Source organism: Streptomyces sp. SID1328 (assembly GCF_009865595.1).
Taxonomy (GTDB): domain Bacteria; phylum Actinomycetota; class Actinomycetes; order Streptomycetales; family Streptomycetaceae; genus Streptomyces; species Streptomyces griseoluteus.
The window spans coordinates 1-12,125 of the sequence record NZ_WWKH01000442.1 but is presented as its reverse complement, the minus strand read 5'-3'; the positions used below and the strand labels follow the sequence as shown (position 1 = coordinate 12,125).

The window sequence follows — 12,125 nt, the reverse complement described above, 5'->3', positions numbered from 1 at the left end:
GGCGTCCAGGTGGAGCGCGCCACTGTACGAACGACCTGGACGCCCGGTGCCGTGTCTGCTCGGCTTGCCCTGGGCCGAATGCAGACGGGACGCAACCCCTCCTCAACCACATTCGACCGGCACTGGCTACACGGGCCTTGTCCATCCCGGATGCAGGAGGCCCCCGCCGGAGGCAATAAGCACGAAGCCGCGGATACCCCTACTCCGTCATGCCCGCATGAACGTGCGCGCCACCGGGCGCGGCCAGCCGGGGCGGAGACAGGAGGCAGGCCGCGCCCGGCGGCGCGCGCCCGCGCTGTGCGCGGGCCTTGAACCAGTAGAGAAAGTTTGAATCACGCTCACGACTGCTGCTGATCAGTGCGGCTCGGGCATCCAATCCGGCTTCTGCTGCTCCGTGGTGTAGAACGCTGACTATGGGGAGTGAGCGGCGGGAGCGCATGAAGGTGCTTGGGACCCGGCTTCGGGGCCTGCGTGCTCAAGCTGGCCTGACAGGTGCTGTGTTGGCGCAACGGGCCGGCGTAGGTCAGCCCACCGTCTCCAAAGTGGAGAACGGGCGCATGGTCCCGAGCTTCGATGTCCTGGACCGGCTCTCTCGTGCTCTGGGCCTTGATGACACATCGGCTCGTGAGGTGCGTGACCTCCTGGTCGCTGTCGAGGCTGCCGCCGACGCCGAGCTGGCATCCGATGACGATGGCGTTGCCGGGGCTGTCCTCGATGACGCTGTTAGATCGGCTCGGCTGGTGCAGTCGTTCCAGTGCGTGGTGCTGCCGGCCATGCTTCAGACTGCGGAGTACGCCCGCCACGTCTTCCAGAGTGCGCCGAAACCGACGTCTGAGGCGGTCGGCCGGGCTGTCGCTGCCCGCGTGGAACGGCAGAGTGCGCTGTACGAGTCAGGGCGCGAGTTCGTGTTCGTGCTGACGGAGGCGGTGTTGCGCACCTGGCCTGGCAGTCCGGCCTTGATGCTTGCTCAGCTTGATCGGCTGCTGGCTGTGGAGAGTTTGAGTTCGGTGCGGCTCGGGGTTATCCCGTGGCGTCGGGCGGTACCAGTGCTGCCTCGGCATGGGTTCACGATGTGCGACCAACGAGCCCTCGTCATTGAGGCGTTCACCAGTGAGCAGTTGGTGGCCGACCCAGCTGAGGTGACCACGTACGGGGAGACGTTCAAGCACTTCGAGCGAGCTGCCGTCTTCGGTGGCGAGGTACGTGAGCTGCTGTTGCGGGTGATGCAGGAGTTCCGGGACATGGGGGACACTGCCACTCCTTAGAGGAATAATTCCTCTGGATGCCTGGCCCTTCGGCCCAACCTAGGAATACGCTGCCGCTGCACTGTCTAGCCCCCTAGACGAACAGAGGTGTTTTCCTATGCTCAAAAAGTGGTGCCGTGCCTTCCCTGGCCTCGCAGAAGAAGTGGCCCACGCCCGGCACTTCGTCGCATCGCTCACCGCACAGCTTGGCGCAGTCGATGACGCCGTCCTGATCGTGAGCGAGTTGGCGACGAACGCCGTACGGCACTCGCTCAGCGGCTCGGCCCACGGCTGGTTCCTCGTGGTTGTGGGCTTCAGTGACGATCTCGTGCGTATCGAGGTGATCGACCAGGGCGGCGACCGCGAACCGCACCTGTGCGACGCGACCAGCCAGGAAGAGGGCGGCCGCGGACTCTTACTGATCGCGGGCTGCGCCAAGGACTGGGGTGTGAAGAACTGGCCCGACGGGCGTTCCGTGTGGGCCGAAGTGGCGCGGGAGAGGGTGTGACCGCGCTCCACTGGACGAGCGTCCTCCGCTGCCCGACGGGTTATGGCGCGTGACACCTCGGGGTGTGCCTCGGTGGCGGTCGCGGTTCTATGTGGTCGGCGTTCGTACGGGACGGCGCCTGCCGCCCATTCCGTCTAGGGCCCTAGACTCCTGGGTACTGCCAGGAGGTGAGGTCATGTCGGACGAGCTGCAGCGGATCATGGCGATAGATGATCCATATCTGCTACTGCGCGAGGTCACGACCAGGTTGGCCGACGCGCAGCAGGAGGTGACCGAACTGGCTCGCCTCCGCCGTCGCGTGGTGCAGGACCTGCATGCGCAAGGGCTCTCATACGCGCAGATCGCCGTAAAGGCCGGCCTGAGCCGCGGGCGCATCCACCAGATCCGGCACACCGGCCCGGCGCCGGAAGGCGCCTTCCTCGGTCGGGGTGCCGTCACTGTCGCCACCCCGCTGCGGCGCGACGACGAGCGTGGGCGGACGGTCGTCGCGGTGGATGACGTCAGTTCCGGCAAGCGCCTGGAGGACCTGGCGCGGTCGTACGGGCTCGATGTCACCTCGGAACACGTTCCGGTGAGTGGCGACATCGACCTGAACCGCGACGGCCTGGTCGTCGTCTGCGGTCCGCGCATGTCCCAGGGGATGTGGGACACCTACGCGCAGGATCCCGTCCTGCACTGGGAGCGTGCGGAAGACGGACCCTGGACGGTGGTCGATCGGCAGACCGGCACCGTGCACCGGTCGGGGCAGGACAGTGAGCCGACCCGGTCATACGACGTGGGCTATCTCGGTCGGCTGTCGCGCCCCGACGGCGAGGGCTCGCTGCTCGCCATCGCCGGCATCCACACCCAAGGAAGCCTCGGCGTCGTGCAGCTGCTCGCCAGTGACCTCAATACGCTGTGGGGTCAAGTGGGGGACCACCGCTTCTCCACCCTCGTGGGTGTCGAGTACGACCCGGAGACCAGCGAACCGCAGTCCGTCGAATTGCTCTGTCCCCTGTATCGGCACGACGAGGAGACCACTGCGTGAGGTTCGCCCTCGCCACCCAGCCTGCCGATCCCGAACGCGAGAACGAGGACTTCGCCGCAGTCGCTACCGGCGCAGCCGTGCTCCTCGACGGTGCCGGCGTCGGCGGGGTAGAAACGGGCTGCATGCACGGGGTCGCCTGGTTCTCCGGAACGCTGGGCGCCCTGCTGCTGCGCAGCATCGCGGCCCATCCTTCCCGGTCGCTGGCCGAGTGTCTGGGCGACTCGATCGGCGATGTCCGTTCCTTGCACGAGGACAGTTGCGACCTCGCCAACCGGGCCAGCCCGACCAGTACGGTCGTCGCCGCCAGAGTCGGCGGGGGAGCCCTGGAGTACCTCGTTCTTGGTGACTCCTCCCTTCTCCTCACCGACGGCGACGGGGGAGCGGAGGTCGTCACCGACCGGCGCCTGGACGTCGTCGGCAAACGGCTGCGCGGAGCAGTCGACGCACTGCCCACGGGCTCGCCCGAACACTCCGCGGCGCTTGCCGAGTACCGCGATGCCCTGACGGGCCTCCGTAACCAGCCAGATGGTTTCTGGATCGCCGGCCCCGACCCGCGCGCCGCCAAAAACGCTCTGACGGGGACGGTCCCACTCGACTCGCTGGCATCCGTGACACTGATGAGTGACGGCGCGACGCGACTCGTCGACCGCTTTGAACTGGCGGACTGGCGAGGGGCGTTGGCCGTTCTCAACTCTGACGGGCCGAGTGAGCTGATCCGACGCGTGCGGGAGGCCGAGGGCGAGGACCCCGATGGTCGGCGCTGGCCGCGTGGCAAGGCTCGCGACGACGCGACCGCCCTCCACTGGGTGCTGCCGTAGCGCGCTTCCGCTAGTCCCAGACGCATTCGTATACCCCCCCTAGACAGTTGACGGGTCGTCGGCTACCTTTACCGTCAACCCCCCTAGACAGTTCGGGTGGGGTTCCCCTCCGCTGTCTAGGGGGGTATCCACATCGGATGGCGTCGAGCACCAAGGGCGTCGACAACCCAGTGAGGTACGGACAATGCGTGTAATCCCCGTGGACACTTCGGCCGCGACGCTCCTCGTCACCAAGCTGCCCGAGGTCAAGGTCAAGGACCGGCAGACCGGTGAGATCGCCGTCGACCCGGTGACCAACCAGCGGCTGATGACGCTGGAGCTGGTGTTCATCGCGGCCGGTGGCTCCGACATGATCAAGGTGACCGTTCCCGAACAGGGCATCGGTGAGGGCCTGGTGATGGGCGCCCCGGTCATCCTGTCCGGCCTGGTGGCCCGGCCCTGGGAGAGTGAGTTCGGTGGCCGCAGCCGTCACGGCATCGCCTACCGGGCAGACGCCGTCATGGTCGATGCCCCGGCTGCGGTGCAGGGCTGACCGCCATGGCTGACACCGTCCGGGCGTTGTTACCGGTCCTGCTTGTTCTGGTCGCGCTGCTGGTGGTGCGCCGGCGGATGCCGGTCCTGTTCTGGTGGCTCGTCGGGTATCCCGTTGTCGCGCTGCGGGTGCTTGTCTCGTACCGGGCGACGATGGACGCCTGCGGCCTCACGGTTCCGGCGTCGGCCGTCCGTCGGGCCACAGCCCGAATGATGGGGCGGCAGGCGGCTCCCGTTCCGCCTCGCCACTCGTTGCCGCTGCCGACCGGGGCCGGGCTCGTGATGCGGCTGCGCATGGCGACCGGACAGGCGCCCGAGGACTTCACCGCCTCGACCGACCGGCTTCGGCACGCCTGGGGCGCCCACGCCGTGTACGTGCGTCCGATCAAACCTGGTTGGCTCGAACTGCGATTGATCGGCTGGGACGTACTCGCCGACGTACGGCCGGCCCGGCGTCGGCTGGCGGCTGGCCCGCTCTGCCTGCCGCTCGCGCTGCGGGAAGACGGCCGATGGCACGTACGGGACTTCCACACCGTGCCGCACGAACTGATCCTCGGCGCCACCCAGTCCGGCAAATCCGTCTACCTGCGGAACTTGCTGTGTGGCCTGGCCCGCCAATCGGTCGTCCTCGTCGGCATCGACTGCAAATGGGGCGTCGAACTCGCCCCTTTCGCACCCCGGTTGTCCGCGCTCGCTGACAGCCCGGACCGGGCAAACGACATTCTCGACGTCCTGCTGGTGGAGATGGAGGCACGGTTCCGCCTCATCGGCCTCAGCGGCGCGGCCGGACCGGACGCCGTGCTCACCTCGGACGTGTGGGGGCTGCCGGACGACGTACGGCCGGTGCCGGTCGTGGTCGTCGTGGACGAGGTGGCGGAACTCTTCCTCGCCGCGAGCAAGGACGACGAGAAGCGACGGGACGCGATGGTCACCAAGCTCATCCGCCTCGCCCAGCTCGGCCGCGCTGCCGGCATCTATCTGGAGGTGTGCGGACAGCGCTTCGGCTCCGAACTCGGCAAGGGAGCCACCATGCTTCGCGCCCAGTTGACCGGACGGGTCTGCCACCGGGTCAACGACGAGTCGTCGGCGAACATGGCGCTGGCCGACATCGCTCCTGAGGCGGCCTTGGCCGCTACCTCCATCCCGGCCGAACGACCCGGCGTCGCGATCGTCGGTGACTCCTCTGGCGGCTGGTCCCGTGTCCGCTCGCCTCACCTGACCCTCGACGACGCGGCGGCCGTGTGCCGCGACACCTCCGGCCTGGTGCCGGAACTGTCCCGGCTCGACTCCTTCCGGCCCGTCATCGCCGTGGAGTCCGCCGGTCCGGCCTCACCCGCCGCTACCGCGCCCGCCGCTCGCCCGGTGACCGGGTAGCCGCGCCTCTTCCCCTAGGTCGGCGTGACCGCCTCACGCCACGTCCTTACCCCCTCCATGCCCGAAACCGGAAGGAACGCCGTGCCCATGCGTGCCCACCTGGTCCGCGTAGACGCCGTGCTCGTGCAGGCAGTCATCGCGGGGGCCCTGTCCTTCTCTCACCTTCACGACCTCGCCGAAGCGTCCGGACAGGGCGGGTGGAAGGCATGGGCCTACCCGGTCAGCGTCGACCTGCTGCTGGTCGCCGCCTGGCGCCGGGTGCGCGACGAGCACCGCGTCGGACGACCGGCCGGGGGACCACGGCTGTGGTTCCTGGTCGCCCTGGCCGCGTCCCTCGGTGCCAACGTCGCCACTGCCGGCCTCCTCGACCTGGGCCACGTTCCCGCCTCGCTCCGCGTCGTCGTCGCCGGCTGGCCCGCCGTCGCCTTCTTCGGCGGAACGCTCCTCGCCCATGCCCCGCACGACCCGGAAGCGTCGGCCGCACCGGACGACGGTACGGACGCTGCTGAGGAGCCACGCCGGACCCCGGCCACCACCGCCGCGCCCCATCGGGACGCCCTTCCGGCACCGTCCAACGATGGCGAACCCGCTGCTACGGCCCCTGCCGCCGACCTGGCCGCCGAGCCCTCCCCAGCTCCTGTTCCCGCCGTCGCACTCCCGCCCGCCCTCATCGATCGCGTTCGTGCCCTGGCCGAAGAACACCGCTCGGCCACCGGTCGCCCCGCCGACCCCGACGCCGTACGCGCCCGGCTCGGCCTGCCCCCGTCCATGACGGCATCCGTCGCCGCCCACCTCTGAGAGGAGCACCACCATGCACCGGCGCTTCCGCAATGTCCGTCGTATCGGCCCGGTGAACGTCGCCTCCTACCTCGACCGCGGAAAGAACCGCCACCTGGCCGCCTGCACCGCGCCCCGTTGCGACTTCTCCGCCGAGTACGACAGCCGTGCTGCCGCCGAACTCGCCGCCCGCACCCACCGCTGCTCGGCCTGAGAGGAAACCACCACATGGACATCCCGCTCTGGCTCGCCCTCCTCTGCATCGGGGTCCTGGGCGTCAAGCTCATCCGCCCGCCCTGGTGGCTCATCGCCGTGCTGCTCCTCGGCGGCTACCTCCTCGCCGACAGCCTGCTGGCCCCGGTCCTCAACTCCCTCATCAAGTAACGCCAAAGGAGATCCGCCCATGTTCCGCCCGAACATCCCGACCATGCCCCAGCCCACCGGCCTGGTCACCCCGCCCGCCAGCGTCGGGCCGACCGCTATCGCCCCGGCCGCCCCGACTCCGCCAGCCGCCGTCACCCCGGCGTCGGCCCGCCCCGCCGTCCAGCTCACTCCTGGCACCACGCTCGCCCTCGTCGGCGGCGGTACCGCTGTGGTCCTGGTCGTCGGCGCCGTCCTCGTCTCGATGCTCCTCGCCGTAGCTACCACGGCCACCTCCGTGGCTGTCTGCGCCGTCGTCATGCGCTCCCTTCTCGCCAGGCGCTGACCACATCCGCTCCGCCCCGTTCGGCATGCCCACGGTGTCTAGCCCCCTGGACAAGCCGGGCGGGTTCCCAGCATCCGTTCTTCAAGGAGGAACCCGCACATGCGTCCTGCGGCTCCGACCGGAGCCATCCGCCAACTGGTGAACCTCGCCCAGCACGGCGACCTCAGCTCCTACGCACGGCAGATCCAGCGTCTCAGCGGCTGCGAGCGGCCGGTACGGATGGAGGGTCACCGGCTCGACGTCCACGCCGCAACCGGCGAGATCGTCCGGGAGATCGTGGACCGCGAACTCCCCGCCGGACAGCTCCTCATCCGCTGCAACAACCGCCGGGCCACCCGGTGCGCCGCCTGCGCCGAGGTGTACCGCAAGGACACCTTCCATCTCGTCACAGCCGGCCTGAGCGGCGGCAAGGGGATCGGCCCGGCCGTCGCCCAACACCCCCGCGTCTTCGCCACCTTCACCGCCCCCTCCTTCGGCCCCGTCCACAACCGGCCCGCAGGCGGTCGGTGCCGCTGTGGTCGTCGGCACCTGGAGGACGACCCCACCCTGGGTACGCCGCTTGACCCGGACCGGTACGACTACCGGGCGGCCGTCCTGTGGAACGCCCACGCAGGCGCGCTCTGGGCCCGCTTCACCACCTACCTGCGCCACCAACTCGCGTCCCGCGCGGGCATTGGACGCTCAGCTCTGCGCGAGTGCCTGAAGGTCTCGTACGCCAAGGTCGCCGAGTACCAGGGGCGCGGCGCCATCCACTTCCACGCCGTGATCCGCCTCGACGGCCCGGACGGTGCCGAAGACGCTCCGCCGGCTTGGGCCACGACCGAATTACTCAGCGACGCGATCCGCTCGGCGGCCCGTCTCGCCGAAGCACCCGGCCCCGTCCTCGACGGCCGGTCGTACGCCTTCCGTTTCGGCGAGCAGCTCGACATCCGCCCCATCCGCTCGGCCGACTTCGCGGGGAGCTCGGAGCTGTCCAGCCGCGCTGTGGCCGCTTACATCGCCAAGTACGCCACCAAGGGCGCCGAGACCGCAGGCACCCTGGACCGCCCCATTCGCAATCCGATCACTGACCTGGTCGGCTCGGGCGTCACCGACCACGCTCGGCGAATGATCCTCACCTGCTGGCAGCTTGGCGCGCTCCCCGAACTCGAAGACCTGCGCCTGCGCAAGTGGGCCCACATGCTCGGCTTCCGCGGTCACTTCTCCACCAAGTCCCGCGCCTACTCCGTCACCCTCGGCGCCCTTCGTCAGGAACGCGCCGACCACAACGAAGCCCTGGCCCGCGAACGCGCGGCCGAAGCCGGCCACCCGCTGCCGGACTCGGACACCGTGCTCGTCCTGTCCCACTGGGTCTTCGCCGGGACGGGCCTAACTGCAGCGGAACACCTCATCACTCACGGCATTGGCGCCCCTACAGGCCAGGCAGACGACGACACGGAAGGAGCGCTGACATGGACCACCGGCGCGACGAACTGATGACCGTCCCGCAGATCCTCACCGAGCTCGGTGGGGTGTCACGCCGCACTTTCTACCGGTGGCGTGAACTGGGTCAGGGGCCTGCTGCGTTCAAGCTGCCCAACGGCGAACTTCGGGTGTGGCGCGCTGACTTCGCCGCTTGGCTGCGGCAGTTGGAGGCGGCGGCGTGAAGTCTCTTGACGTGAAGGTGTGGGGCGTCCGAAAGCGGAACACCAAGAATCCGTCCTATGACGTCCGGTGGATGGTCGCCGGAAAGGTCTTCTCTGAGCAGTTCCGCACCAAAGGGCTGGCGGATCACTACCGTTCCAAGTTGCTCCGCGCCACCCATGCCGGCGAAGAGTTCGACACGGTCACGGGGCTGCCGGAATCGATGGTCGAGAAGGCGGCCTCGATGACCTGGTACGCCTTCGCTCTGAAGTACCTCGCCATGAAGTGGCCGCACGCGGCGCCCAACACGCGGAACGGAATCAACGAAGCGCTGACTGCCGTGACGATGGCCCTTCTCGACGAGCGTCCGGGGCAGCCGTCCGAGGAACTGCTCAGGAAAGTGCTGCGCAACTGGGCCTTTGTCCTTCCCGGTCCGGACGAGCGTGAATTGCCGACCGAGGTCGCGAACGTATTGCACTGGGTGGCCAAGGCGTCGCGCCCGCTCTCGGACCTCGGGGACGCCGCGATTAGCAGGGCCGTCCTGGACTCGCTCAGGCTGAAGCTCGACGGGACGGCGGCAGCCGCGGAGACCGTCCGGCGTAAGCGTCGGACACTCGTCAATGCGCTGCACTACGCGGTGGACCTTGGTGAGTTCAAGGAGAACCCGATTATGCGCATCCGCTGGAAGAAGCCGAAAGTCGCCGGGGAGGTCGATCCCCGGGTGGTAGCCAATCCCGAGCAGGCTCGTTCCCTGCTGACCGCAATTTCGTACGTCGGTGGGTACGGCCGCGCGCGTGGCCGACGACTCGTCGGCCTGTTCGCCTGCATGTACTACGGCGCCCTGCGTCCGGCTGAGGCCGTGGGCCTGACCCGGGCGGACGTGAAGCTGCCCGAGGTCGGCTGGGGGAGGGTGCTGCTGAACCGGACGCGCCCCAGTGTCGGCAGACAGTGGACGGATTCCGGCGAGACCCACGACGACCGGGGCCTGAAGAACCGGCCGGCGGAGGAGGTCCGGCTCGTACCGATCCCGCCCCAGCTCGTCGCCATCCTCCGGCAACACCTCGACACCTTCGGTACCGCCGAGGACGGGCGGCTGTTCACCAACGAGCGCGGGGGAGTGGTGGGGTCGTCCACGTACTACCGCGTCTGGCAGGAGGCCCGTGCGCTGGCGCTCCCGCCGGCCACGGCCGCTTCACCGCTTGCCGCCCGGCCGTACGATCTGAGGCACTCGGCCCTATCGACCTGGCTCAATTCCGGAGTGGACCCCACCGAGGTGGCCGAACGCGCCGGTAACAGCGTGGAAGTCCTGCTGAGCCGATACGCCAAGTGCATCGACGGACGGCAGGAGATCGCGAATCGCAAGATCGAAGATCTCTTGCGCGAATACGAGTGAATCACTGCTCGACCGCTTGCCCCCAGCTCTCAGGGTTGGGGGCTTCGTCGTGTATCGGCCTAGCTTCATCGGTCCTTGGTTGCTAGGTGCACCTGCCGGGTTGCATCGCATTTCTCCAGTGATTCCCCGTCCCGGCCGTCCCGTCCGGTTCGCGCTCTACGCAGGGAACGCCGCGATGCGGACCCTCGGCCTATGGGGGCTTTAGAGAAGGCGTCACGTCGGCTGAATGGCGGCCAGTCCCGTTGCCCGTTCTGTGGTTTGCCGCAAGATCGGGTGGCCACGCTGGAGCAGGATTGGGTGATGTTGGAGCCGGACATGGCTCCTCTGGCTCATACGGTGCCGGCGGACTACCGGTGGATCGAGCTCTCCGATGGGAGGGTGACCGTGTACGGCGTGTGTCCGCCCGATCAGTTTCAGCGGTGCCGCATCGAACACCGATTGGCCTGCCCGGCGCAGGCGCTGCCGGATCTCTGGCCGTGGCTGACGACGCTCCGCGGGGAAAACGCGCGCCAGGCGGAACGGCAGGACGAGCCCAAGCCGCCTCAGCCCGTTGAGGAATGGCCGGACGCTGGCTGACGGCCACTTCGGAAATGACGGGCCTGACCTGGGCCGATGCCCCAAGATCCCGTCCATGAATAGTCCACAGACCCCGTCCTAGGGCCGCTCGGTGCTGCATACGCCTGCACATACGCGCAGACCCCGGCCTCAGCGTTTCCGCTGGTGACGGGGTCTTCGGGCAGCACCTCAAGCTGGGTGCCCCGGCAGGATTCGCTCGTCGTGTGACCGCCTCAGGTTAAAACTGTCCGCGCTTCCCTAAAACAGCTCACCGAGCGGGGAAGGTGAGACGCAGAACGATCTCGCCGTCGTCGATTTCCCCGGTGGGATCGAACCCGAACTTCTGGTAGAAGGGCCACGGCTCGCCGTCGCCGGGCTCGTAGCTGGTCAGCAGCTCGGTGGCGCCGTCCGCGCGAACCAGGGTGGCGACCTGCGTGAGCGCTTCTCGGCCGATCCCTCGCCCCTGGTACCGCTTGTCGATGAGGAGGCGCCAGAGGAAGTGTCGCCCTTGATAGGGCCCGGCCGGCGGTTTCCACGACAGCATCACGAAGCCGACTGGCTCATCGCCGCGGTACACGGCGCGGTACCAGGGATTGGCCTCCGGTTTCTTCGCCGCCTCCTTGAGGGAGTGGGACACGGAGGCGACGAATTGCTTCTGGTCACGTCGGACGCGGAGGGCACGGACGGCATCCCGGTCGTCGTCGGTGATCTCCCGTAGGTGCACGCTCGGGGATCTCATGCCACACCCCCTTCCGCATCCGGCAGCTGCGCCGTCCCGGCCTACGTGAAGAGCCGCCACCGGGCGGCATTCCCGCTCATCCGCGTTGTCGAGGCATCCAGGTCGGACGTTTTCGCAGCGTATTCGACACAGGCGATCTGGAGCGGGACTGGCGCGCCGGGCTGTGACCGCGCTCAAGGCAGCTGCTAAGAGTGCAGCCTGGCCTGACGCGGCGATGCGCATGCGCAGGCCCCTTCGTCAGTTGGATGGGCTGACCTGGGTAATTGCTCGGCCGCGACCGGCTTCCCGTCGACTCGCGGACGAGCCGGGTGTCGCAGTCGAAGGTGATCGCGAGAGGTTCCTTAGGAATCTACCGAAAGGCTATTGACTTATGGCGCCAGGCGTGGATCGTAGTTAGTAGCCCATAACACCGAAAGAGTCGCAAAGTCGATGAAGACGTCTAGTCGGCGAAGTGACTTGGACAGGATATGGTTCAGGCCCCCAGCAAGCCGGCGCGATACCGAAGCAGCAGTGACGACTGAAGTTTCAGGACACGCGCAGTACTACTGGGGACTGTTTTTTGCCCTCAGGGCGCGGCCACTGCACTGTGCTCTACCGCGACGGTCAGCCGACCGAGATCGACTACGGCAGGGCGCCGCCGATGAACCGATCGTCAGGCCCCCGGGACTTGTCCGGGGGCCTTGCCGTTTGCCGGGGCTGACCTGGGCAGACGCGTCAAGATCCTGTCCACGAATAGTCCACAGACGCCGACATACGGCCGCTCCGGGCCGCACACGCCTGCATATACGCGAAGACCCCGGCCTCAGCGTTTCCGCTGGTGACGGGGTCTT

The 12,125-nt window shown here is 68.2% G+C and carries 15 protein-coding genes; 14 read left to right on the top strand and 1 reads right to left on the bottom strand.

Features of this window, described 5'->3' with window-relative positions:
- Positions 1 to 413 precede the first annotated feature (413 nt).
- From GT030_RS13390 to GT030_RS13330, 14 genes are all read left to right on the top strand, one after another.
- Positions 414 to 1,265, top strand: a complete 852-nt coding sequence (locus GT030_RS13390; protein ID WP_161201302.1) for a helix-turn-helix transcriptional regulator — start codon at positions 414 to 416, stop codon at positions 1,263 to 1,265.
- 97 nt (positions 1,266 to 1,362) lie between these two features.
- Complete coding sequence (locus GT030_RS13385; RefSeq protein ID WP_161201301.1) at positions 1,363 to 1,752, top strand: ATP-binding protein; 390 nt, start codon at positions 1,363 to 1,365, stop codon at positions 1,750 to 1,752.
- A 175-nt stretch (positions 1,753 to 1,927) separates the two neighbouring features.
- A complete protein-coding gene (locus GT030_RS13380; protein ID WP_161201300.1) occupies positions 1,928 to 2,779 on the top strand; it encodes a sigma-70 family RNA polymerase sigma factor in 852 nt (283 codons plus the stop codon).
- Positions 2,776 to 3,597 carry a protein phosphatase 2C domain-containing protein gene (locus GT030_RS13375; RefSeq protein WP_161201299.1) on the top strand — a complete coding sequence of 274 codons (822 nt, stop codon included), beginning with the start codon at positions 2,776 to 2,778 and terminating at the stop codon, positions 3,595 to 3,597. Before GT030_RS13380 ends, GT030_RS13375 begins: the two co-directional genes overlap by 4 nt.
- A gap of 184 nt (positions 3,598 to 3,781) precedes the next feature.
- Positions 3,782 to 4,129 carry a hypothetical protein gene (locus GT030_RS13370; protein WP_161201298.1) on the top strand — a complete coding sequence of 116 codons (348 nt, stop codon included), beginning with the start codon at positions 3,782 to 3,784 and terminating at the stop codon, positions 4,127 to 4,129.
- A 5-nt stretch (positions 4,130 to 4,134) separates the two neighbouring features.
- Positions 4,135 to 5,502, top strand: coding sequence for an FtsK/SpoIIIE domain-containing protein (locus GT030_RS13365; RefSeq protein WP_161201297.1), 1,368 nt, complete (start codon positions 4,135 to 4,137; stop codon positions 5,500 to 5,502).
- Positions 5,503 to 5,589: 87 nt separating this feature from the next.
- Positions 5,590 to 6,300: a DUF2637 domain-containing protein gene (locus tag GT030_RS13360; protein WP_161201296.1), complete on the top strand. Its 711-nt coding sequence runs from the start codon at positions 5,590 to 5,592 to the stop codon at positions 6,298 to 6,300.
- 13 nt (positions 6,301 to 6,313) lie between these two features.
- Positions 6,314 to 6,493, top strand: a complete 180-nt coding sequence (locus tag GT030_RS13355) for a mobile element transfer protein (RefSeq protein WP_073889547.1) — start codon at positions 6,314 to 6,316, stop codon at positions 6,491 to 6,493.
- 14 nt (positions 6,494 to 6,507) lie between these two features.
- Entirely contained in the window at positions 6,508 to 6,663 is a 156-nt protein-coding gene (locus GT030_RS35645; RefSeq protein WP_202460052.1) for a hypothetical protein, read from the top strand.
- A 19-nt stretch (positions 6,664 to 6,682) separates the two neighbouring features.
- Positions 6,683 to 6,985, top strand: coding sequence for a SpdD-like protein (locus tag GT030_RS13350; RefSeq protein ID WP_161201295.1), 303 nt, complete (start codon positions 6,683 to 6,685; stop codon positions 6,983 to 6,985).
- Between the two features lie 99 nt (positions 6,986 to 7,084).
- Complete coding sequence (locus tag GT030_RS13345; protein ID WP_237522375.1) at positions 7,085 to 8,461, top strand: replication initiator; 1,377 nt, start codon at positions 7,085 to 7,087, stop codon at positions 8,459 to 8,461.
- Positions 8,437 to 8,631, top strand: coding sequence for a helix-turn-helix domain-containing protein (locus GT030_RS13340; protein WP_093474702.1), 195 nt, complete (start codon positions 8,437 to 8,439; stop codon positions 8,629 to 8,631). Before GT030_RS13345 ends, GT030_RS13340 begins: the two co-directional genes overlap by 25 nt.
- Entirely contained in the window at positions 8,628 to 10,001 is a 1,374-nt protein-coding gene (locus GT030_RS13335) for a tyrosine-type recombinase/integrase (protein WP_161201294.1), read from the top strand. Before GT030_RS13340 ends, GT030_RS13335 begins: the two co-directional genes overlap by 4 nt.
- A 192-nt stretch (positions 10,002 to 10,193) precedes the next feature.
- Complete coding sequence (locus GT030_RS13330) at positions 10,194 to 10,577, top strand: DUF6083 domain-containing protein (RefSeq protein WP_161201293.1); 384 nt, start codon at positions 10,194 to 10,196, stop codon at positions 10,575 to 10,577.
- Positions 10,578 to 10,824: 247 nt separating this feature from the next.
- Here GT030_RS13330 and GT030_RS13325 read toward each other — a convergent pair whose 3' ends face one another.
- Complete coding sequence (locus GT030_RS13325; protein ID WP_202460050.1) at positions 10,825 to 11,295, bottom strand: GNAT family N-acetyltransferase; 471 nt, start codon at positions 11,293 to 11,295, stop codon at positions 10,825 to 10,827.
- Positions 11,296 to 12,125: the final 830 nt, after the last annotated feature.